The organism is Denitrobacterium sp., assembly GCF_056180635.1.
The window spans coordinates 84,780-107,747 of record NZ_JAZZJS010000079.1; the positions used below are offsets into that span (position 1 = coordinate 84,780).

Here is a 22,968-nt window from a genome sequence, read left to right on the forward strand (position 1 = left end):
GAAGGGCGTGATTGCAACGAGCATGTAGCAGTGAACGTTCTCATCAAGGGATCTCACGAGCAAAGAATGGACGCGGCGGCGAAAGCCCCGCGTCCATTTCGTTTCCGGGATACAATGCGGGCTCATGGGCAACAGCCGCAACCGAAACGAACGCAAGGTATCAGCGCGTCGCACACGGCGACTTATCACCTCAACTGTAATATATTACAGGTTTAGTATCATTTGATTCAAGCGGGGCAAGGCGTCCCAAAATTTGAGCGAGCCGCCCGTCATGACGATGATGCGGAAATCGCTACGATCGAACTTGGACGCCATGTATTCCTTGAGCATGGCGGAACATACGGGGTTGTTCTCCTCGGAGGAAGCGCCGTCCAAGTAGATCATAATGGTGCGAGCGGGATTACCACCATCATCAAGAGGCGAGACTTCGGCGGCAGCCAGATTGCCATCGTCTGCGCATGCAGCAGGCGAAATGGCGATGCCAAGGATTGCCACAGCCGTTGCCAGCATGATGCCAAGGGCAATCAGGAAACGCCTTGCGACCGACCCATTCTTTGCATTCATGAGACCCCTCACGCACGCTTTGAGTTCGCGCTATCGTGCAAACCCCTCTTGATTCTAGCATGCGAGGACCCTCCACCGAACGCTGCGAGCACACCCCACCGCTCGCTAGCAACCGCATGCGAGCCGCGGAGCGTGCTCTACGAATGTGAGAATACGCTAACGAGCATGAATACGAAGAGCCCGAGTAAGGCCACGACGATAATTGTTCCGCCTAGCGTCATCAACCCCATAAGGATCCTGCCCAGACAGCCAAGGCAACCACCGCCATAGCCCGAACCGCCTCCACTGCCACGGCCCGAATCGCCTCCGCCCAGGCTGTCGTATACAACGCCGTCGGGGAGGTTGGCGATATAGGTTGCGCTACTGCCGTCGTGCATGCTGCCTTCTCTTAGTATCCGTACGTCACAAGCTGCCATCCACCGTCATCGGTGCGCGCCAGCCACCACTGGTAGTCCGTCATTTCGGCATTCGGCTCCCACGCTCCGCTCGCCTGAGCGGGCGTATGGAAGCTGGAATAGAACTCGGCGACATGCGTGTACTGGGCACCTTCGTCGAGGCTGTTCAGCCACGCTAGGTTTTCCGCGGTATCGCATTCGTCGCCGGCGTAGCGCAGGCTATGGAGCTCGCATCCAAAGCTCGCGAACTGGCATTTCACCTGAACGGCCGCCTGCTCCAGCTCTTCCCTAGAGTACAGCGACGACGAGCCGTAGTCGTAGCTGACTTCCGGCTCCACCTTGCCCGCCAGGTACTCTTCGAACGTAATGCCCTTTTCGGTGATTTCCTTCGCCACCTCGGGGCTATCGACGTAGCGAATATGCCAGGGCTCGTAGCCGTAGCCGGTAATGTGCTCATCGCCCTCGAGGTAGCGCAGGATGAAGCCGTGCTCGGCCAGGTCGGCATGAATCTTCGTCCAGATTTCGGGATACTGCATCATGTCCTCGTTCTCGACGATGTCCTTGCCGTCGACGATGAGGTACAGGTCGAGCGCGAGGCCGGTATGGTGCTCGGAATAGCCAGGCGTTGCAACGGTTTTCTTGGCATAGTCCACACCGTACTCTTCGGTGAACTCATCCATGATTCGCTGCTGGTCGGCAACGCTGCGGCGCGCCGAATCGAGGTCGACGTAGACCCCTTCCTTTTCGAGGTCGTCCTTCATGTCGAGATACGCGTTGTACGCCTTCGTCTCAACTTCCACGTCGTCGCCAACCGAATTGGTGAAATGCACGGTTTCCAGCGCGTCTTCCCAGCCCTCGGGCAAGGGATTGAGCTTGTTCACGAGGACCATGTAGTCAATCCCCTGCGACTGAACCTCCGCAGATTCGCTCTTCTGGCCCGACGCGTCGCCCTTCTGGGCGTCGCCCGACGACGCGCCACATCCGGCAAGCGCCAAACACGTAGCCATGCATACGGCACAAAGCGCAACGATTCTCTTCACGACTCCCCCTCCAGATAGACGGCCGCGGCCAAACCCCAGCCCTTCTTTCCATATGGGATATTATAGCTAGCATTGAGCGAGAGGAATAGGAGGGCAGATTACAAGGGGGACACGCCTATAAACGCAGCGGGCCGCACAAGCAGCCCGCCGACATAATCCAAAGCTCCCCGGAACGCGAAACGCCCCGCACGACAAGCCACTAGCGCAACCCACGTAATCGTTCAGCAGTTAACGCTTTGAGAATAGGATTCCCAACAAGAAGTCTTTCATGCGCCCTGAAGGCATAATGGCTTCAGAGGGAGCACTGCTTGCCCGCAAGCGACTATCTCGACTACGACACCGCACTTGCCCTGTTCAAACGCCTGCAAGAAGAAGGAGCCCGGCAGCTTGCCGAAGATCCGAACAACCTGGGCCTAAGGCCAGCGGCATAACGATGGCAAGCGCGAGGCCGTAGCGTACTGACGCTACGCAAGGCCGAGCAGAGGGGCTTAGGTGGGGTGCACTGTGCAGAATAAAAAAACAGGCCCATTTCTGGACCTGTAAATTTTGGTGGAGCATAGGGGGATCGAACCCCTGACCTCATGGCTGCCAGCCATGCGCTCTCCCAGCTGAGCTAATGCCCCGTGAAGCGTTGCTTATATTATCAAACTCTCCAAAGCGGTCAAGCGCTGATTCGCATTTCTTCACAAGTCTTTGCAAACCACGTGTAAACAGCCCTCTTTTCAGCGCTTTCTTCTCCACAATCTCGATTTTCCATCTTCGCCCTCCCCCGACGCACCGCGCTCGCGCAAGTCGCGTATGATACCCAATACACGCAAAAGCAAAGGAGAGCCCATGCAGGAAGAAAGCGCGCGCACGCCGAAACCCGTCCCCAATCCCGCTAGCGCTGCGGACCATCCCCAGTTCAACGCCTTCGTGGAAACCATCGCCACCCTGCGCGACCCCAATGGCGGATGCCCGTGGGACCTGAAGCAAACGCATCAGAGCGTCGCGAAGAACATGATCGAGGAAGCGTACGAAGCCGTTTCCGCCATCGAAGAGGGCGACGCCGACCATATGCGCGAAGAACTGGGCGACGTCCTGCTGGAAGTCGTGCTGCAAGCCCAGATTGCAGCCGACGAGGGCGAATTCACCATCGACGACGTAGCGCACGACGTGAACGAGAAGATCGTCCGCCGCCATCCGCACGTGTTCGGCGCGCAGGCCGCCATGGCAGCCGCAGGCCTTTCGGAAGAGGAAGTCGCTGCCGCGCAGACGCCCGACGAGGTGCTCGACCTGTGGGACGTCATCAAGGGCCACGAGCGCAAGCTCAAGGACGCCGCCCGCGCCGAGAAGCTACGCGCCGCCGGCCTCGACCCGAACGCGCCGCGCGGCCTGCTGGAAGACGCATCGCGCGAGCAGCCAGCCCTCATGCGCGCCCAGGAGGTGTCGCGCAAGACGGTGAGCGTTGGCTTCGAATGGGATTCAACCGACGACGTCTGGGCCAAGGTCGAAGAGGAAATCGCCGAGTTCAAAGCCGCCGAACCCCGCTCGCCTGAAGCCGAGCTCGAGTTCGGGGACATCCTATTCGCCCTGGTGAATGTCGCACGCCGCGAGCACCTGGACGCGGAGACCTGCCTCAGGCGCACGTGCGACAAGTTCCAGCGTCGCTGGGAGCACATGGAAGCCGCCGCACACGCCGAAGGCAAGCGCATCGACGACTACAGCACCCAGCAGCTCAACGACCTCTGGAATGCCGCGAAAGGCGCCGAACGCGAACAGTAAGCACCTGCCACCTGCAAGCGCAAACACGAAGGCCGGACCTGGAACACGCCCAGGCCCGGCCTTTTCATGCACTGCGAAAAAGCCCGCTACCCTACATGAGCTCGATGCGCGGCCCGAACTCGGTCTTCGCGCCATCGATGATGTCGGCGCTGCCGAACACGCAGATCGCAGGCGACTCCGCCACAACCTCCAGCGCATGCGAGAGCTCGCGCAGCTTCTGCGGCGTAACCGCCAGCTTCTGCGCGCGCATCTGCTCGCGCCAATCGGCATCGCGTTTGGCAAACACCAGCGCGTCATCGCGGCGCGCCATCATACGCGGCTTCACGGGCGCATCGTGAGTGGCCACCGTGCTTACGATGTAGCCTTCCATCTCGTTGTTGGAAGGGTCGAACGACGCAAGCCACGACGCGGCGGCATCGTAGCGCTCGAGCGTCTCGTCGATGCGCGGGTCGCGGAACGAATGGAAGCGCGCAAACCCGATGGGCATGCGGCGGAAACCGCAGCCATAGGCGCCACCCTTCACGCGCACCTCGTTCCACAGGTAGTCGAACGAAAGCGCGTTGGAAAGCACCGACCAAGCGCCGCCATGCGGCGATACGTCACGCAGGTTGGCGCCCTTGGCAACGTACACCACGTCGCCGGGAATAACGAATGCCTCGCGCTTTACCTGGGGCGCGGGAATCTCCAACACCTGCTCGCTCGTGCCCACCGGCATGTCGAACGTGCCTGCGGCCTGCGCGAACGCTTCCAGGTCGGCCTTCGCGCCCGTGAAGCTCAGCAGGCAGTTGGCCTGCGTGAACACGCGGTCGCGAATGCCGTTCAAGCGCGCGAGCAAATCGTCGAAGCGCGCATCGAGATTGTCGATCAGGTCCTTCAGGAACAGGTAGAAATCGACGCCGTGCAGCTGCTCGTCGAGCACGCCCGACGTGTAGAGGTACGAGGCAAGACGGCTGGTCGCCTTCGCGTGCCCTGTCGCGATAAAGCCCTGCTCCATGGCGATACGCGCCTGCACGAGCGCATCGCGCACACGCTCCTTGTCGTTGAAATCGGTATGCGCCCACACCTCGTGGGGAATCTCGACGAGCGAGTCGAGCTCCTCGGAAAGCGCGCTGGCGGAAACGATGAAACGCGGCGTGATATCCTCGGGATCCTTGCTGCTCACATGCACTTCCGTGAAGAAACGCAACGCGCCCAGATGCTGACGCGCCCAGATATCCACTTCCGCAGCCGTGCGCGTATCGGTGCCCAGCACGCCCAGCAACTGCTCCATAACGGCAACATAGGCCATGTCTTCCCAGGTAAGGCCATTAAGCGTGAAATACGCGTACAGGTAGTCGATGCCGCGCGTGGGAATGTCGTGATACAGGTACGGAAGCGGCAAGTCGTTGCGATGCACCGTTTCCGGATCGGGAACGGCAGGCCCAATGTCGCTCACATGCAGCTGCGGCAGCGTGGCAAGCGCCTCGGGCGAATCGGGCGCCTCCTGACGCGCGCGCAAGGCTGCAACGTCGGCACGAACGCGCGCACGGTCGTCGTCGCTCATGGCCTTCTCGCGCTCGGCAAGCTCCTTGGCCTCTTCCGCTGCAGCACCCTCATCCGAAGTGGCCCGCAAATCGACCAGCGCCTTATGCGCATTGGAAACGATGAGGCTATCGAGCAGCCGCTCGAAATAGCCATTGTCGAGGCCCTCGCGCATGTGCGCCAGCGGCTCCTCGTAATGCAGGTACGTGGTCACATCGTCGTCGTTGTACAGCCAGCCGGAAAGCGCGTTCATGGCAAGCACCACGCCATCAGCCATGTCGCGATCGCGCTCGCGCAGCGAAAACACCATCTGCTCGAGGGACGCCTGCAGGGCATCGCGTGGAATACCCTCTTCCACCAGGCGCTTTGCCTCGCCTTCGACAACCTCCATGAACTTGCGCGCAGAGTCGGGCTTGGCGCTGCGAAGCACGAACATGGCGCCAGGCTGCGCCTGCGCATCCAGCAGATACGCCGTGGCGTCGCCGCCCAGGCCAGCGTCCAACACGGCGCGCTTGATAGGCGACTCGTTGCCACCCATCAGGGCATCCATCAGGATATCGCTCGCCAGGACGCGCTCGAAGTCGCGCGAGTCGCCCACCACGTAGGCCAGGCCCACGCAGGCGTTTTCGGGAGACGTCGTCATCGTCACGACGTTATCGAGCGACACGCGCGGCTGCGCATACCCACGGGGGTTCGGAGCCTCTTCCGTGCGCGGCTCGAAGCAGCCCAGATAGCGCTCGTCCAGAAAGCCGAGCACGCGGTCGATATCCAGATTGCCGTACAGCACGATGTACGAGTTGTCCAGACGATAGTGGCGCGCATGAGAATCGAGGAACTGCTCATACGTGAGCTGCGGAATCGCGCGCGGCGTGCCGCCGCTTTCGAACTCGTAGCACGTCCCGGGGAACAGCGCGCGGTTTACGGCGTGATACAGAACGCTTTCCGATTCGGAAAGGGCGCCCTTCATCTCGTTGAACACCACGCCATTGTACGCAAGGCGCTCAGACCCATCTTCGCGCGCCTCCAGCTCGTAGTGCCAGCCTTCCTGCTCGAAGATGGCCTTGTCGGTGTAGATGGCCGGATGCAGCACGGCATCGAGATAAACATCCATGAGGTTGAGCAGGTCTTGCTCGTTGGTGCTGGCCACCGGGTACATGGTCTTGTCGGAAAACGTGAGCGCATTCAGGAACGTCTGCATGCTCGTGCGCAGCAGGTTCACGAACGGCTCCTTCACGGGGAAGCGGTCGGAGCCACACAGAACCGAGTGTTCCAGAATATGGAACACTCCCGTGTCGTCGACGGGCGACGTGCCAAACGCAATGGAAAACGCCTTGTTCGCGTCTTCGTTCTTCAGGTACAGCAACCGCGCGCCACTCTTCGCATGGCGCATGACGATTGCATCGCCATCGATTTCCGCGAGCGGCTCGGTGCTCTCGACGCGGAAACCGTGCAATTCTTCATTGGGTTGAAGCATTATGCCTCCTAGTAAAACGAAATTTGAGGGCAACTATAGCACTATGGGCAGATATACCTGAGCGCCGTTTCTCAACGGTTGCGCTATGATGAGCATATCAATCGAAAGGGGCTCTCATGGAAACACTGACGGACCGCCAGAAACTGATTGCAAACGTACTGATCGATTGGGCTCGGGAACACAAGGGCGAACCCGCGCAAGACATGATTATCGAGGAAAGCGAGCTCGCGAAGCTCCTGGGCGACGCAAGCTGGAAGCGCGCCAATAACGAGGACCTCTACATCCTCTGCGCATACTGCTCGCGCAAGGAATACCCGATGGTCCCCCTCCTCGTGGTCATCCCCGGGCTGCGCAAGCCCGAAAAGCCACTCATGACGCACGCGTTCAAGGCAACGCTACCCGCAGCCGAAAACGCGAAGCGCTGGCAGGCGGCGCTGAAGGAAATCAAGAAGACCAAGGTTGCAACCTGGGACGATTTCAAGAAGAGCGTTCACCCCTCATCGGAAGAGTAAGCGCGCCACGCACGTAACGACGATGGACCGGACGGCATATGCCATCCGGTCCATCTTTCTATGCGCATGCGGCGGCGTGGGAGGGTATGCCGCCGCGTTTGCATCGGTCTATGAAACTACGCAGTCTTGCCCGCGCAATGCTCGGCGGCCATCTTGCCCGTGAACACCGCGAAGCCCTGGCAGGAACCCTCGCAGATGGACACGTCGTAGGCGTCGCCATAGATGCCGCCCGCGTCGCAGCCAGCCGCATACAGATGCGGAATGGGCTCGGAATCCTCGTTGAGCACCTGGGCATGCGTGTTGATCTTCATGCCGCCAACCGTGGAGAAGATGCCCACGTTCAGCTCGAAGGCGTAATACGGACCCGACTCGAGGGCGAAGAGGTACTCGGCGGCCTTGCCGTATTCCTCGTCGACGCCCGTGGCGCAGTAGCCGTTGTACTTCTCGATGGAAGCCTTCAGCTTGGCAGCGTCGAGGTCGAGCTCCTTGGCCAGGTCGTCAAGGGTGTCGCACTTGTGCACGGCCTTGTTGCCGGCATCCACCTGAGCCTGGAATTCGGTCCACAGATCGGTAAGGGGCTCGCCCGCGTGAATGTACTCGCCGCAGCCGAAGGAGCCACCCTGCTCGTACATCCTGTCCATCTGGGCCTGCGTCACGATGGAGATAACTCGGTCCTGCATGCTCTGGGCATCGCCCGAGAAGCTGAAGTTGCGCTCGGCGTAATACTCGTTTACGAAGCGATCGCAATCCTGGTTGATCCAGAAGTACGGCTGGAACGCGGAAGCGCAGTACAGATGGCAGCCGTAATCGATGCCGGGGATGCAGCCGCCGTAGAATACCAGGCAGCCAGGGGACGGAGCCAGCGTGCCGCCAGCCTGACGTGCGGCGTTGATGCCGAAGCCATTGCGGTCGCCCGCGCCCATGGGCTGGATGCGGTCGGGGTTCTTGCCGAATTCCCTCATGAGCTCGGGGTTGTCGGAATAGCCGCCCGTAGCCAGGATAACGCCCTTGGAAGCGTTGTACTGCACGTACTTGCCGCTCTGCTTGGCGATGATGCCCGTCGCAGCGCCGTCGGTGATGACGATGTTCACGGCTTCGCTGTTCAGAACCAGCTCGGCACCGGAATTCTTCACGGCAGCCGTCCACTGCTCGACGTAGGGCTTACCGGAAAGCTCGCCTTCCTGGTAATCGTACTGGTGCCAGGTGTTGTACTCGTTGTTGCACATCGTGCCAACGCCCTTGAACTTGATGCCAAGGCTTTCCATCCAATCGATGTCATTGGCGGATTCGTTGATGTACTCGCGGAACAGCGTGCCGTTCGCGTACCAATGATGGTAGTCCATGGCCTGCGTGAACAGGTCGTAGCCCAGATCGGGCGGGTTCTTGCCCGCTTCCTTCTGAATATGGCTGTTGATTGCGAACAGGCCCTCGGTGAACATCGTCGTGCCACCCGTGGCGGAATGCTGCTCGAGGATGACGACGTTCAAGCCCAGTTCGGCCGCACGCGTTGCAGCCGACATGCCGGCACCACCCGCGCCAACCACGACGACGTCGAAGTCCTTGGTCTCCGAAATGTCGTAGCTCTTCTGCTCCAGGTAGTCCCGCTCGGCGCTATCGGTGGCAGCCTGCGTGCTGGAACCGCTCGTCTGCCCCTTGGGGCTGCTGCAGCCAGCCAGGCCCATCATGGCAGCCGCGCCCGTGAGCGCAGCGCCCGATAGGAACGCGCGTCGATTCATTTCGATGGTCATAATTCCCTCCTAGAATTTCCCTGTCCGTCCCTTTTGCGGACAGCCGCATCATGACCTTCGCGGCAGGGGAATCACCACGACCAGACAGTACGAAAGAACGTGAATCGCCGATTTCATCCTAAACGGTCGACCCCGCCGACCAGCGCCCCTCACCCAATTCGAGTACAATGCGAACGGGAGGGAAACAATGGATAATCAACTGCTCGCGTGCGACGCTGGGGGCGAAAAGAGCCGCACCTTCGCGAATCGAGCCTGGGAGGTTCTGGGCTTCGGCACGCACTACACATGGCTCTTCTGCGTGGTCTTCGGCACCGTCATCTACGGCGGAACATCTTCCCCTACCATCTCCATTTGGTCGCGCGCCATCCTCATGGCGGGGCTCGCCATTGCCTACGCGCTGCTGTTCCTCATCCGCTCCACGCGCCTGGCAACCATCGCGCGCAACCGCAACGCCATCGTCATTGCAGGCAGCATGGAATCGCTTGCGACCATCCTGCTCATCGTCGCGGTCGCCTACGCCAGCATGCCCATCATCGTGATAGCCGCATGCCTTGCGGGCATGTCGAACGCCTTCATCATGATCGCCGGCAATATCGTCTGGTCGCGCATCCGCTCGGAACGCGTGATGATGCACCTCACCGCGGGCGCGCTCATGGCTGGCGTGCTGTATTTCGTGTTGAGCGCATTCCATCCGCTGGCTGCATACGCAATCGTCTGCAGCCTGCCCCTCACGGGCACGTTCATCTTGGCGGGAACCAGGCAGAACAAGCCCCGTCCCCCGTCGTTCCGCCGCGTCGACCCCACCAGCGGCAAAGCCCCTACGCGCCTGCTCATCTTCATGATCTGCGTGAGCTTCGCATGGGGATGCGCCCTGGGAGCCCTCTATGGCTGGGAATACGCCGGCCAGCCCACGGGCGGCGCCGCATGCATGATGCTGGGCGCCACGGCGGCAACGGTGCTCTCGTTTGTCCTCGCCATGCGCTGCACTCCCACGCATATGCTGAAGCGCTTCAGCCAGCTGGGCGTATTCGCGCTCATGGCGGGAACGGTATGCGCGCTGGTCGTCCCACCCGAATGCTACGCATGGGCTTGCGCGCTCTCGACGCTCGGATTCGTACTGCTCGACCTGTTCCTGTGGTACCTCAACGCCGACCTGGTTTCGCGCTCGGGGCGCTCGCCGCTCGACGTGCTCGCGCGTGCGTGCGCAACCGAATGGATGGCGGCGCTGGCGGGCTACATTGCCGCAGGGTTCGCCATCCAGGCCACCATCAACGGCACTCCCATGGCCATCTACGTGCTCCTCGTCGTCTGCGCGCTCATGCTTGCGTTCGCGCAGTCGTTCGTGTTCACGTCGATTGAAGCCCTGCAGCTCATCGACGTGCAGGAACCCGACCATCACGACAGCTTGGAAGACGCCTGCAGCGCGCTCGCGGAAGAGCATGCGCTCTCGGCGCGCGAAAGCGAAGTGATGCTGTTCTTGGCCAACGGCCGTTCGGTCCCCTACATCCAGGACAAGCTCACGCTTTCCCAGAGCACCGTGAAGACGCACGTGCGCAACATCTACCGCAAGCTTGGCGTCGACGGCAAGCAATCGCTCATCGACCTCGTGGAAGACGTGTCCGAGCAGCGCGCCAACCGATAAAAAAGCGGGCCACCCGAAGGCAGCCCGCAAAGCCAGCGAAACCGGCGTTTAATCGAAATCCTTCACCGAACCCTCGCTCGCGAAGAACGTAGCGTCGGCGAACAGGTCGGAAATGCTCTCGCCCTCATCGGTGAAGGGAACATGAAGGAACTCATCGAGCGAGGTAACCAGGTCGCTGCAATCGACGTAATGAGCCTTCTCGTTCAGCTCATTCGTATCCTGCACGCGCCATTCGTGGGAATTCACGTCGGTGAGGTAATACGTGTACACGCCCACCTGCATGTACGCCGCATGGCTCACCCGCAGATACGTCTTCAGGTCATCGATCGTCGCGATATCCAATGCTTCCTCGGCACGCTTTCCCATAGAGCATCCCTTTCTCCCTGGACGGATATAGGGAAATGATACCGCACTTGCGCGCTTTCATACGCGAACAAAAACGGGCGCCAGATAGCGGCGCCCGCGATAGCTACTTGGTGGTGCGACTGGAACGCTGAATGCGGAAGATGGCATGCGGCTCAACCGCGAAGGGAATGTCGAACGCGTAGAGCTCCATCGTGCGATTAGCGCACTCCACCGGCAACTCGAAGGGCTGCGGCGCGCTTCGCTGCCACTGCGGGCGCTCGCGCTCGTCAATCGTAGCCTCTTCATACGGCAGATGGCACACGTTGCGCGCGATGCACGTGCGCACGCTTTCGTGCGGGGCAAGCACCTCGAGCTCGCTCCCCTCCCAAAAGCGGTTGCGACACAGGCCAATGACGCGCCACGCATCGCCCTTGGGAACGCATTCCAGCACGTCGAAAGCCCAGTCATACGGGCGGATGTACGCATCGCTTTCAGGCGTCTGATGCGCGGGGCCAAAGTAGAAGCCCGTGCCATACGGACGATGCGACACCGTTTCCAGCTCGCCGGCAAAAGCGGCCGGATCGGCGCCGTCGAGCACCTGGCGGTACGCGTTCACGACCGTGGCCACGTAGAATGCGCGCTTGTTGCGTCCCTCGATCTTCACCGAGTCGACGCCGATGCGTCGCAGCTCGCCAAGATACGCGAGCATGTTCATGTCCTTCGCGTTCAGCATGTAGCTGCCGCGCTCGTCTTCCTCGACGGGGAAATACTCGCCGGGGCGCTTTTCCTCTACCAGGGAATACTTCCAGCGGCACGGCTGCGTGCAGTTGCCATCGGTGGCGCTGCGACCGGTAAGGTAGTCGCTGATGAGACAGCGGCCGGAAATGGCCATGCACATGGCGCCATGCACGAACACCTCGAGTTCGAGCTCGCGCGGAAGCTCCTCGCGCATGGCGGCAATGTCCTCGAGGCTCATTTCACGGGCGCACACGATACGCGATGCCCCAAGCTCGTGCCACACCAGGGCCGATTGCGCGTTCGAGACGCTCGCCTGCGTGCTCACGTGAATCTGCACGTGCGGCGCGTACTGGCGCGCCATGCGCAGGGCGCCCAAATCGCTAACGAGCACGGCATCGGCGCCCGCCTCGTCGATAGCCGCAAGATACCGCGGCAGGTCGTCGAAATCGGCGCGATGCATCTGCGCGTTCACGGTAACGTGCACGTGTACCCCATGGTCGTGCGCATAGGCGACAACCTGGGGCAGGTCTTCCAAGCTGAAGTTGGTGGCACGCTTGCGCAAGCCGAACTTGTCGGTTGCAAGGTACACGGCATCGGCGCCGAACCTGATAGCGTAAGCGAGTTGCTCCCACCCGCCCGCCGGAGCAAGGAGCTCGGGGGCGGGATGGTCCTGCGATTCCTTATACGCGCCGTATGCGGCGCCCAAGCTGGAAAACGACATCTACTTCATCTGGGAGCGAACGGCGGTAACGGCGGCTTCCATGCGCACGTTCGCAGCCTGCTGCAGGAACGAGGCGATGGGCTTGCTCGCGCGCTTGGCGAACGCCAGGGCCTCGGCGTATTCGTCGAAGGAGATGGTGGACTTCTCGCCCGTGGAGCGAACCTTCAGCTCGAGCTCCTCGTTGGCTACGCCACGCTTGCCCACGACGATCTGCAGGGGCCAGCCCATGAGGTCGGCCTCGGCGAACTTCACGCCCGGACGCTCCTTGCGGTCGTCGATGACCACTTCCACGCCCAGGTCGGCCAGCTCGCGCGCAACGCGCTCGGCAACGGGCTGCACCACGTCGTCGCCCACGACCAGGGGCAGGACGCACACATGCGCCGGAGCCACGCTGGCAGGCCACGCGATGCCGAATTCGTCGCTATGCTGTTCGACGATGGCGGCCATGCAGCGGGAAACGCCCACGCCGTAGCAGCCCATGATGAACGGCTGCTCCTTGCCGTTCTCGTCGAGGTACGTGGCGCCCATGTTCTCGCTATACTTGGTGCCCAGCTGGAACACCTGGCCCACTTCGATGCCGCGGCACATGCTCACGGGAGCGCCGCACTCGGGGCAGGTATCGCCCTCGCGCACCGTGCACAGGTCGGCCCACTCGTCGACGGAGAAGTCGCGACCCTGCTCGGCGCCCACATAGTGGAAGCCGTCTTCGTTGGCGCCAACCACCCAGTGGGCGATTTCCTTCAGGCTGCGGTCGGCGATGACGCGCATGCCTTCGGGCAGACCAACGCAGCCGATGGAGCCCTTGGGCAGGCCAGCGGCCTCGATTTCCTCGTCGGTCATGAGGGCGAAGCCGTCGACCGTGCGCTCGGCCTTGAGCTCGTTCAGGTCGTGGTCGCCAGGAACGAAGAACGCGACGGGGTTGCCCTCGGCGTCTTTGCCCACCATGGCCTTCACGGTGGCGCTTTCGGGGCACTTCAGGAACTCGGCGAGTTCCGCGATAGTGTGCACGCCCGGCGTTTCGACCTTCTTGAGCTCGGTTTCCGCGTACTCCGTGGGATGAGGCAGGCATTCCGCAACCTCGCTATTAGCAGCCCAGCCGCACGTGCAGCTGGCGAGCTCGGCTTCGCCGGCATCGGCCAGAGCATGGTACTCGCAGGTCACGCTGCCGCCAATCTGGCCCGAGTCGGCCTGAACGGGGCGGAAGTCGAGGCCCAGGCGCTCGCAGATGCGAGCATAGGCGTCGCTCATGTCCTCGTACGTCTTCTGCAGCGATTCCTGGCTGGCATGGAAGCTGTACGCGTCCTTCATGATGAACTCACGGCTGCGCATGAGGCCGAAGCGCGGACGGATTTCGTCGCGGAACTTCGACTGGATCTGGTACAGCGTGAGGGGAAGCTGCTTATAGGACTTCAGTTCGTTGCGCACGAGGCTGGTGATGAGCTCTTCGTGCGTGGGGCCCAGGCACAGGCCATGACCGTGGCGATCTTCCATGCGCATGAGCTCGGGGCCGTAGTCGTCCCAGCGGCCGCTTTCATGCCACAGCTCGGCCGGCTGCAGCTCGGGCATCATGATTTCCTGAGCATCGATGGCATCCATTTCCTGGCGCACGATGTTCTCGATCTTCTTGATTACCCTCCAGCCCAGGGGCAGGAAGCTGTACAGGCCCGTGGCGCTCTTGCGCATCATGCCCGCGCGAAGGAGCAGCTGATGGCTGACGATATCGGCGTCGTTGGGAACTTCTTTCAGCGTGGGCGCGTACAGGGCGCTCATGCGCATAATCTGTGTCATCTGAAATCCTATCTGTCTACAACGTGCCTATACTAGCGCAAACGCGCGGCACGCCCCGTAATTTCAACGAATGTGCGAACGTGAACACCAAGCGGCAGATTACTTCTGCGGGAGCTTGGCGATTTCGGCCATGAGCGCTTCGACGATCTGGTCTTCGGGCACCTTGCGGAGGGTACTTCCGCCCTTGAAGATAACGCCCTGCCCCGCGCCGCATGCTACGCCGATATCGGCATCGGCCGCCTCGCCGGGGCCATTCACCACGCAGCCCATGACGGCCACCTTGATGGGATTGGCCACCGAACGCAAGCGCTCGTCGACCTCCTTGGCCAGCCCGATCAGGTCGACCTGGCACCTGCCGCACGTGGGGCAGCTCACCAGCTCGGGGCTGCGACGGCGCAGGCCAAGCGCCGAAAGGAGCGACCAGCAAGCGTGAATTTCCTGCACCGGGTCGTCGGTGAGGCTGATGCGCATCGTGTCGCCAATGCCCTCCTCCAGCAGTATGCCCAGGCCGGAAGCCGACTTCACGAGGCCCTGGAACAGCGTTCCCGCCTCGGTGACGCCAATATGGAGCGGCACCTGAGGGATGCGCTGAGATAGAAGGCGGTATGCGGCAACGGTGGTGGGCACGTCGCTCGCCTTCGCGGAAACCACGACATCGGTAAAGCCCCTGCCCTGGAAATACTCGACGTAGCCGGCAGCGCTCTCCACGAGCTTTTCGGGCAGCGATAGGTCGGCGCGCTCGGCCAGGGCGTCGTCCAGGGAACCCGCGTTCACGCCAATGCGAATGGGAATGCCCGCTTCGCCTGCGGCATCGATGACGGCGTCGGTCTTGGCGAGGCCGCCGATATTGCCGGGATTGATGCGCAGCTTAGCCGCACCCCTGCGCGCAGCCTCGATGGCAATCTGAGCGTCGAAATGAACGTCGGCCACGACGGGCAACGGCGATTCCTCGCAAATACGCTGGAAGGAATCGAGGCAATTGCGGCGCGGGATGGCCACGCGCACGATTTCGCAGCCGGCATCGGCAAGACGCTGTATCTGGTCGAGGTTCGCCTGAACGTCATCGGCTGGCATGCACGCCATCGACTGCACGGCGCACGGCGCGCCGCCTCCCACAGGCACCGAACCAACCATCACTCGATGCGTCTTCTGGCAAGGTTTCACCGACTACCCCCAATTCCCGAAAATGAACCGTTGAATATCCTGATTGAGCATAACCACAAACAGGAGCATGAACAACGCCATGCCCGCCATGCTGAGGCGGTTGATCGCAGCCTGTCCCACGCTGCGACGACGAATGCGCTGGTAGATTTCCACCACGAAGCGGCCGCCATCCAAGGGCGGAATGGGGAGCATGTTCATGATGCCCAGCGACACGGAAATCATGGCCGTGAACATCGTGAAGGAAAGAAGCCCCGCCTCCGCTGCGCTCTTGGAAAGCACCGCGATACCCACGACGCTCGTGGAATCGGACACCGTCTGAGCGGCGGTCATCGGGTTGAACAGCTGACCCACCGCCATGATGACCATGCCGATGTAGTTCAAGCCCGCCAAGATGGCACGCAGCGGATCGACCTGGATATGAACCGCCTCGCCCGCCGAGTTCGTGGTGTCGACGCCCACGAACGAGTAGATGACCACGAAAACGAGCAGGGCGAACAACAGGTTCACGCCCGGGCCCGCCAGCAGGATGACGCAACGCTTCCAGAACGGCAGCGAACGGTACTGCTGCGCGCGTTCCGCTTCCAGGAAGGCATCGAGGTCGACGCCCTCCAGCGGGCGCGGGTCGCCTTCCTCGTACGAACCGCCATCGCAGGCGACCTTCGAGGAAAGCGTGCGGTACGTGTTGTACTTATCGGTGCGGCGGGGCCCCGCGATGGTGCCCCACTCGGAAAGCTCGTCGAGCGCGTGATACGCCTCGTCGTCGCTGATGCCCAGTTCCTGGGCCACGTCTTCCATATTCACGACGCCTCGCTCGTAGACGCACGCGAGCGTGCCCTTCAGATGCGGGCTTTCCTCGCCCGCTTCCATGCCGCATACGCGCGCATACCCGCCCAGGGGCACGGCGGTAACGCCGAAGCGCGTGCCGCGGAACATGAAGCCCACGCGCGGGCCGGGCAGGCCGATCATGAATTCAGTTACGCGAACGCCGAATGCGCGGGCGGCCAGGAAATGGCCCCCTTCATGTATGACCACGAGAATGCCGAGCACAATCGTGCAATACAGAATCATCAGCAAGACATCCATGCATGCAATCCTTTCAACCCCCAAACGGGGAGTCTTTGTTATGCCCTGCCAATTATAGAAGCCCACGCGCGGGCACGCCCAAGCACTCCCAAAAGCCCACGATACCGTAATCCATTTGATGCAGTCCCCCACCGCATACGCTACCGCGCTCACGCATGCAGACTCGGGAATATCCTGCCCATTTCACGCCACATGTCCTAGGTACTACCCCGCATCACGTTTACCGGCAGCCCCTCGCATATTCACTTGGTCTAATTTTCTGTACTTTGTGAGTTTACTTTTTTGCACTAATGACTATAATCGTATGCAAATGCAGCACTTAAACGCAACACACACCCTCGTGGGCTTGCTCACGTCAGACACCTATCGCCTGCTTCAGCTCTTAAGCAAACTACAGGTAGGTACGGTCGATGGTGAGCGAGTCCGCGAGAGCCAGGAAGAGATAGCCGAGCTCTTCCACGTCAGCAAAGGAAAGCTGAACCCGCTCATGCAGGCTTTGGTTGCGGTAGGGTGTATTCAGAAATACCGGTCGCGCAGCGGGTACGTCGTAACCCCGCTGGGATCGCAGGTCATCGATTACATCGATCAACTCAACGCAATCGAGCAGGAACAGCACTCCAAACTGGCGTAGCAGGTACGGTAGTTGGGGTTAGCAGCGGAGAGAGGGGCTCCCATGTTCCTATCGTCCAAACGAGTGTTTGCGGGAAAGCATAATCTGAAGCAAGAGCCGTTGTGCCCGTACCTCTCCACCGAGGGCGGGTATCGCAGCATGAATGCCAAGCAGCCGGATATGGCCCAAACGGGCCCCATTCCGCGCATCCAGGGCACGGGCAGCATCCCCCGCGTCACGCGTCCGTTCGCACGCATGCGCAGCGTGAACGTGCAAGCCGCCATGATGCAGCATCTGCTCTAGCGCATTTCACAATCGAATAGACCCCCTGGCGCCCAGCGGACCTCGGCTGGGCGCCTTTGCGTTTCACGCCCCAACCGGTTCGGCGTCCCGCTACGCTTGCGCCTGGTCGCCCGCGGTAAGCCCCTCGTAATACTCATCGGCATACGACTGGCGCTTGGAAAGCTGCTGAAGGGTCGCGTAGCGCCCGCCCGTAAGGCTGCTGGCTATGGAGCTGTAATCGCTTCCGCCCACGCAGCGCTCATACGCAAGCGCGAAGTACTCGGTTGCGGACGAGAGGTCGGCATATGCCACGAACGCATCGGACGCGGTATCGTGGCCCGCAAGGTAGAGGTTCAGGGCAGACGCGTAATCGGCAGCGTCTCCCCCGCCGGTAAGCTCCGACACGGCGAATTCTATCTGGGTGCGCGTATCACCCCACGAGGTGCCCTTCGCCTGGGCATATGCATACAGCGCATTGAACCTGTCGCCGCTGATCATGAACAGGCCGTAGTACTTGCCATCGCACGCCTGCGGCTCGAAGCCGCTTTCCTGGCGGATGTTGCCCATGATGGCCGCCACATGTGCGGCATCGTAGCCCTGCGCGAACAGATACTGGGAAACGATGTCCTCATCGGCGGCATCATCGTCATCGTCGCCGGCAAGGGGCTCGCTCTCGTCGCGCGCATCCAGTAGCGCTTCATCACCCGATGCATCGTTGGTAGTGGCGGGTTGCTGGGAGCACGTCACGAACAAGCCGCCCAGGGCAAGCACGAGCAGGGCGAAGATTACCGCAACGCCAAGGGCAAGCGAACGCGCGGGATTAACCCCCGGAGCGCTTTTCCTCACGCTCGGTCGACGCGAACCGTTTCCATTCGAAGCCATGCGCACCCCCATCCGTCACGGTTCCACCCATGATACGGCAGAACGAGATTCGGCGCGATACACGGGAAGTCCGCCGCGATGGACGCGACGGACTTCCTTGCAAGCGGCCCTGGGAGGGTATCGGCGCCGCTTCGCGCGAATGGGCTACAGGTTGCCCAGCACCTTGCCGATGGTGTATCCCATCAGGCAGTTACGCGTATGCGACAGGCAGTTCAGGTTGTGCGGGTACGTGTTGTAGAACATGCCGCCCGAGGTAAGGCCAGCCGCAAACAGGCCCTCGATGGGCTGGCGGTCATGGTCGAGCACGCGGCACTCCGTGTCCACCAGCAGGCCGCCCGCCGTGCACAAGCCGTCGGCGAACTCCTTGGTCGCATAGTACGGCGGCGTGTCGAGCGTCATCATCATGTTGCCCGGGAAGTTGAAATCCTCGTCCTTCCCCGCGGCAGCCATTTCGTTCCAGCGCTTGATCGTGGCGACGAAATCATCCACGGGCACGTCGATCTTCTGCGCAAGCTCCTCGAGCGTGTTCGCCTGAACCGCATTGGGGCTCATCGCGGCGCCCACCCACACTTCCTTGGGGCCGTAGCACGAGGAACTGGGCGTCCAGATCTTGTCGATCTTGCTTTCCAGCGCGCTGTCCACGATGTAGTAGTCGTACGCCGAGGGCTGCGCCTGAATGGCCAGGGCCAGGTGACCATAGGGCTCGTATTCGGGCGTGAAGCGCTTGCCCAGCTTGTTCACGCGCACGTAGGGCATCAGCTGCTCGGGGTCGAGCATGATGGCCTGCGGGAACTCGTCTTCCGCGGCGCCCACGGCAAGGCCCATCTGATGACCATCGCCCGTGTTGCCGAACGCGCCCGTGAGCCAGGATCCGGGAACGCTACGCGGACGGCAACGCTCCTTGAGCATCTGCTTGTTGAACTCGTAGCCGCCCGTCGCAAGCACGACGCCCTTGGCGCAGTTGTACTTCTCGTAGCCGTCGCTGCTCTTCACCACAACGCCCGTGACCTTGCCGGACGAATCGGTGACGAGCTGGCACGCGGGCGTGCTGTAGCGAATCTGCACGCCGGCCTTCTGCAAGATGCCCGCCAGAATGCTGGCAAGCTCGCCCGGAGGGTACGGCAGGTTGATGGACGTGTTCCACGAACGGGAAAGCGACGTCTTGTCGTAGGGCTCCCTGAAGTCGGGGAAGTCGCCCGCGGCGAAGGTGAGCTTGTAATCGTCGAGGTTCTGATTGTCGAAATGCCCAACGTACCAGTCGACGGCCTCGCTGCAGTTCTCGATCCAGTGCTTGTAGAGGGTCATATCGCCCTGGAACGCAGAGTCGATGACCGCGTCGGCCAGGAACTCGTCGACGTCGTAGGACATGCCCCAGTGCTGGTGAATCTTGGTGTTCAGGCCGCCAATGGTGGCGGAATTGTAATTGCCGCTCGACTGCTTTTCCACGGCCACGGTGTTCAGGCCAGCCTCGGCGCAGGCAAGCGCCGCCGCGTCACCCGCAGGGCCCAGGCCGCACACCACCACGTCCACGTCATGCTCGGCCACGAAGTCGGTGATGGGGTCGGCAACGAACGCGATCTGGCCCTCGCCAGCGGAACCCACTTCGATTTCCTCCACCACGGGCCATACGGCTTCGCTGGGGTTCGTGGTCTGCATCGCGCCCGACTTCGCCGAGGAAGCGGCTTCCTTCGACGCTGCCTTCTCCTCGCCCGTCTTCGGGCTCGAGCATCCCGCCACGCCCGCGACGGCGGCCAGGCCGGCTGCCGCGAACGCGCCCGTGATGAATCCGCGACGGCTCACGTCGCGCGATACGGTCTTTTCCTCTTGGTTCATATCTTCCCTCCTATTTCCTTGGGACACCTCCCCGTGCCCCTTTGCGCCCATAGTGGCCCCACGGCACGGGAAAACGCATCTACCGAAAGGGTAGAAATTTCATCCACCCTGGTTAAACGCCCAGGTCGGCATTAGCCCCGCCGAACGCGATACGCTACCATGTCACTGCGGCAGCGCGGCATCATGCAGGTGCGCGCCGTGGCGTTGGAGGGCGCCTGCTGTACGAAAGAGGGATTGGTTATGCCAGCACGTTGGGAAGACACCATGGGAGCTCTTCGCGTTGTCGTGGGCTCGTCGTTTCTATGGTCGTGGGGATTCCTGTGCTACCTCAGCCCCGCCATGATTCCCTCATCGGGGGAAGCGTACTACAGCATCGGCATCGAGAATGGCTTCTTCGTCTCGCAGGCCTGCGCCATACTCTTCGCCATCTGCATCGCCATTGCGTCGCGCAGGAGGCGCATGCGCATTCACAGGGGCATGCTCCTAGCAGCAGCACTGCTCGTTTTCGCATCCACCGTCGCGCTCACCGAAGCGCTGCGCCTGCAATCGAGCGCGGGCATCATCGCCTGCGGAGCGGTGGACGGCATCTGCGTCACGCTTCTTGGCTGCGCCTGGGGAGCGCGCTTCTCGCTGGGTGCGAAACGCACGCGACCGCTCGTCGTGCTCTCGTTTCTCTTCGCCTACTTGGAATACCTGCTGCTACCCGCCCTGCCCAACCCGGCCGACGATGCCATCGTGGCCCTGCTGCCCCTTGCCTCATGGGCGCTTTGGCGACTCGACGCGGGCGCGCGCCACGCGCAGACGCGTGACGTCTTCCCCGTGCGATCGGCCGATAACCCCACGCCTGGCGAAGTGAGCGCGGGCGCTTGGGAAACGCGGCTGCTGCCCTGGCGCTCCATGGCCATCCTCATCGCCGCATCGTTCATCGGCAACTTGGTGGGATCGTTCCTCATGGGCAATTCCTACGAACGCGCATCGTACCTGTTCTTCATGGGAATCATCGTCTGCGCGCTCATCGCCACGATGTCGCTCGTGCCCCTCGCCTACTCCGACGATACCCTTTCCATCACCAGCGTGTATCGCATAGCGCTTTCGTTCACGGCAGTGGGACTCATGGGAATCGTGGTCATCGGCGAGCCCGCCTACGGAGTATGCGGCACGCTCGTAAACGGCTCGGCCATCTTCCTGCAGGTGCTCGTGTACGTCATAATCACGCAAAACACCCAGGAGCAGGGCATTTCTCCCCTGTTGGCGTTCGCAACCGGCCAGGCGCTCATATCCGCAGTGGTTCTGGGTGGGCACATGCTGGGCAAGCAGCTTCCCAGCGAGGTCTTCGGCGGCATCCCTACGCTTTCCGCCATATGTGGCGCAAGCATGCTTCTGCTCTTCCTCATGCTCATCACGCAAACCGAAACGCTCGCATCCCAGATGCAGTACGCGCTCGACGCGCCCGCGCAGGAAGCGGAACCCAAACCGGCAGAAGCGCAGATAGACGATATGAAAGACGACTTCGACAACCGCATCGCGGCGCTCGCCGAGCGCTTCGAGCTCACCAAGCGCGAAACGGAAGTGTATTCCTACCTGGCCCGAGGACGCAGCCTGCCCTACATAGCCGATGCGCTATTCGTGACCACGGGAACGGTGAAGACGCACACCACGCACATCTATCGCAAGCTGGGCATCAACTCCAAGCAGGAGCTCATGGACATGTTCGAAACGAGCGCGTAGGCCCAGGCTACGAAGCTGCCGGAGTTTCCTTCGGACGCGGGCTTTCCGCCACCACGCGCAACGGGTCGTTGAACACGCGGAACGAATCGGAATGCGCGCTGCAAATGAGCGTGAGGTCGTACGCGCAGGCCATTTCGACGGTGAGGTCGGTGGGAACGGCCTTGGAAATGAGCGTGGGAATGTGAGCGCGGATGGCCTTGGCCACCATGTCAGTGGGAACGCGGCCGCTGGTGAACACGGCGCACTGCGTCAGGTCGACGCCATCGCGCATGGCGCAGCCCACCACCTTGTCGAACGCATTGTGGCGCCCCAGGTCTTCGCAGCAATAGAGGATTTCCTCGCCCTTCGCCAGATAGCAGCTATGGGCGCCGAACGTGGCACGATGGGCCGGCGTGTCTTCCTCGAACTTGCGCGACAGGGAAAACACCTGCTCGACCGTCCAGGGAATGGGCGTGACGGGCGTGAGCTCCTCATCCTTCACGAACATGCTGTTCAGATTGCTGTTGAACGTGCAGCAGGTGGCCACGGTGTCGACGTGCTCGTGATTGACATTCGCCTCGCGGTCTTTCAGGTACACCAGCACGCGCGTGGCATGCTCGCACACCATGATCTGATCGACTTCATCGACCGAGGAAATCATGTCCTCGGTGCGCATGCGCCCCAGCACCAGCTCGATGAGGTGGTCGGCAGAGCACATCAAGCGCATGGTGAGTTCGCCGTTCACGAAAACGCGCACGGCGTTTTCGGTCTGAAGCATGGCCGACGCGCTTTCGGCGGTGCCGTTCGCGTAGACGTTCGCGCACGCGCGATCTTCCTGTTGGGCGATATCATGCGATGAATCGATAGCCTGCATGGCTTACTCCTAGTAAAAGAGTTCCGTATAGAAGAAACTGCGCACATGATAGCTCATCGAGAAGACGTTGAACGGGAGAAACGCGCATTTTTGCAAGCGCATTGCGCCAATGAGCGCCAAATACGGCTGAAATGGGGAAACGGGCCGTGCGAAATGTGCGCAACGAGGGCCCGAAAAGAGGCTCGGGAGGGGTTGCGCAACCGAAGCGACCACGCAACCCCGTGCGAGCTTGTTCACGAATGCGTTTTGCGAAATGCCGCCTTCGCAGCGGCAATGGAGCC

The 22,968-nt window shown here is 61.6% G+C and carries 20 protein-coding genes and 1 tRNA gene; 7 read left to right on the forward strand and 14 right to left on the reverse strand.

Annotated elements, in window-relative coordinates:
* Positions 1-204: 204 nt before the first annotated feature.
* The 3 genes from AC04P6_RS07160 to AC04P6_RS07170 form a co-directional block, all read right to left on the reverse strand.
* Entirely contained in the window at positions 205-564 is a 360-nt protein-coding gene (locus tag AC04P6_RS07160; RefSeq protein ID WP_475565934.1) for a hypothetical protein, read from the reverse strand.
* A gap of 137 nt (positions 565-701) precedes the next feature.
* A complete protein-coding gene (locus AC04P6_RS07165; RefSeq protein ID WP_475565935.1) occupies positions 702-941 on the reverse strand; it encodes a hypothetical protein in 240 nt (79 codons plus the stop codon).
* An 11-nt stretch (positions 942-952) separates the two neighbouring features.
* Complete coding sequence (locus tag AC04P6_RS07170; protein ID WP_475565936.1) at positions 953-1,966, reverse strand: M15 family metallopeptidase; 1,014 nt, start codon at positions 1,964-1,966, stop codon at positions 953-955.
* 341 nt (positions 1,967-2,307) lie between these two features.
* Between AC04P6_RS07170 and AC04P6_RS07175 the strand changes: the two genes are divergently transcribed.
* The gene (locus AC04P6_RS07175; RefSeq protein WP_475565937.1) at positions 2,308-2,430 is read left to right on the forward strand and encodes a hypothetical protein; all 123 of its coding nucleotides are present in this window, start codon (positions 2,308-2,310) and stop codon (positions 2,428-2,430) included.
* 116 nt (positions 2,431-2,546) lie between these two features.
* Here AC04P6_RS07175 and AC04P6_RS07180 read toward each other — a convergent pair.
* Positions 2,547-2,622: transfer RNA gene (locus AC04P6_RS07180), tRNA-Ala, on the reverse strand.
* Positions 2,623-2,833: 211 nt separating this feature from the next.
* On the opposite strand from AC04P6_RS07180, the gene mazG reads away from it, so the two are divergent.
* Entirely contained in the window at positions 2,834-3,763 is a 930-nt protein-coding gene (gene mazG / locus AC04P6_RS07185; protein ID WP_475565938.1) for a nucleoside triphosphate pyrophosphohydrolase, read from the forward strand.
* Between the two features lie 91 nt (positions 3,764-3,854).
* Here mazG and AC04P6_RS07190 read toward each other — a convergent pair whose 3' ends face one another.
* Positions 3,855-6,758, reverse strand: a complete 2,904-nt coding sequence (locus AC04P6_RS07190; RefSeq protein WP_475565939.1) for an insulinase family protein — start codon at positions 6,756-6,758, stop codon at positions 3,855-3,857.
* Between the two features lie 116 nt (positions 6,759-6,874).
* Here AC04P6_RS07190 and AC04P6_RS07195 point away from each other — a divergent pair, with 116 nt between their 5' ends.
* Entirely contained in the window at positions 6,875-7,270 is a 396-nt protein-coding gene (locus tag AC04P6_RS07195) for a hypothetical protein (RefSeq protein ID WP_475565940.1), read from the forward strand.
* 116 nt (positions 7,271-7,386) lie between these two features.
* Here the strand turns inward: AC04P6_RS07195 and AC04P6_RS07200 are convergent, their stop codons facing one another.
* Positions 7,387-9,018 carry an FAD-dependent oxidoreductase gene (locus AC04P6_RS07200; RefSeq protein WP_475565941.1) on the reverse strand — a complete coding sequence of 544 codons (1,632 nt, stop codon included), beginning with the start codon at positions 9,016-9,018 and terminating at the stop codon, positions 7,387-7,389.
* A gap of 187 nt (positions 9,019-9,205) precedes the next feature.
* Between AC04P6_RS07200 and AC04P6_RS07205 the strand changes: the two genes are divergently transcribed.
* A complete protein-coding gene (locus tag AC04P6_RS07205; protein WP_475565942.1) occupies positions 9,206-10,660 on the forward strand; it encodes a helix-turn-helix transcriptional regulator in 1,455 nt (484 codons plus the stop codon).
* Positions 10,661-10,708: 48 nt separating this feature from the next.
* On the opposite strand, the gene AC04P6_RS07210 is transcribed toward AC04P6_RS07205, so the two are convergent.
* The 5 genes from AC04P6_RS07210 to AC04P6_RS07230 all read right to left on the reverse strand — a co-directional run bounded on the left by AC04P6_RS07210 (position 10,709) and on the right by AC04P6_RS07230 (position 16,499).
* Positions 10,709-11,026, reverse strand: coding sequence for a CDP-alcohol phosphatidyltransferase (locus tag AC04P6_RS07210; protein WP_475565943.1), 318 nt, complete (start codon positions 11,024-11,026; stop codon positions 10,709-10,711).
* Between the two features lie 103 nt (positions 11,027-11,129).
* The gene (locus AC04P6_RS07215; protein ID WP_475565944.1) at positions 11,130-12,464 is read right to left on the reverse strand and encodes a peptidase U32 family protein; all 1,335 of its coding nucleotides are present in this window, start codon (positions 12,462-12,464) and stop codon (positions 11,130-11,132) included.
* Positions 12,465-14,252 (reverse strand): proline--tRNA ligase, encoded by a 1,788-nt coding sequence (locus AC04P6_RS07220; protein WP_475565945.1) that lies wholly within the window; start codon positions 14,250-14,252, stop codon positions 12,465-12,467.
* 99 nt (positions 14,253-14,351) lie between these two features.
* Entirely contained in the window at positions 14,352-15,416 is a 1,065-nt protein-coding gene (gene ispG / locus AC04P6_RS07225) for a flavodoxin-dependent (E)-4-hydroxy-3-methylbut-2-enyl-diphosphate synthase (protein ID WP_475565946.1), read from the reverse strand.
* Positions 15,417-15,419: 3 nt separating this feature from the next.
* Positions 15,420-16,499 (reverse strand): site-2 protease family protein, encoded by a 1,080-nt coding sequence (locus AC04P6_RS07230; protein ID WP_475565947.1) that lies wholly within the window; start codon positions 16,497-16,499, stop codon positions 15,420-15,422.
* Positions 16,500-16,803: 304 nt separating this feature from the next.
* On the opposite strand from AC04P6_RS07230, the gene AC04P6_RS07235 reads away from it, so the two are divergent.
* Positions 16,804-17,130 (forward strand): hypothetical protein, encoded by a 327-nt coding sequence (locus tag AC04P6_RS07235; RefSeq protein WP_475565948.1) that lies wholly within the window; start codon positions 16,804-16,806, stop codon positions 17,128-17,130.
* Between the two features lie 42 nt (positions 17,131-17,172).
* Positions 17,173-17,412 (forward strand): hypothetical protein, encoded by a 240-nt coding sequence (locus AC04P6_RS07240; protein ID WP_475565949.1) that lies wholly within the window; start codon positions 17,173-17,175, stop codon positions 17,410-17,412.
* Between the two features lie 90 nt (positions 17,413-17,502).
* Here AC04P6_RS07240 and AC04P6_RS07245 read toward each other — a convergent pair whose 3' ends face one another.
* Positions 17,503-18,273: a phage tail tip lysozyme gene (locus AC04P6_RS07245; RefSeq protein WP_475565950.1), complete on the reverse strand. Its 771-nt coding sequence runs from the start codon at positions 18,271-18,273 to the stop codon at positions 17,503-17,505.
* 144 nt (positions 18,274-18,417) lie between these two features.
* Positions 18,418-20,106 carry an FAD-dependent oxidoreductase gene (locus AC04P6_RS07250; RefSeq protein WP_475565951.1) on the reverse strand — a complete coding sequence of 563 codons (1,689 nt, stop codon included), beginning with the start codon at positions 20,104-20,106 and terminating at the stop codon, positions 18,418-18,420.
* Positions 20,107-20,265: 159 nt separating this feature from the next.
* On the opposite strand from AC04P6_RS07250, the gene AC04P6_RS07255 reads away from it, so the two are divergent.
* Positions 20,266-21,834 (forward strand): helix-turn-helix transcriptional regulator, encoded by a 1,569-nt coding sequence (locus AC04P6_RS07255; protein WP_475565952.1) that lies wholly within the window; start codon positions 20,266-20,268, stop codon positions 21,832-21,834.
* 7 nt (positions 21,835-21,841) lie between these two features.
* Here the strand turns inward: AC04P6_RS07255 and fdhD are convergent, their stop codons facing one another.
* Positions 21,842-22,687 carry a formate dehydrogenase accessory sulfurtransferase FdhD gene (gene fdhD / locus AC04P6_RS07260; protein ID WP_475565953.1) on the reverse strand — a complete coding sequence of 282 codons (846 nt, stop codon included), beginning with the start codon at positions 22,685-22,687 and terminating at the stop codon, positions 21,842-21,844.
* Positions 22,688-22,968 lie beyond the last annotated feature (281 nt).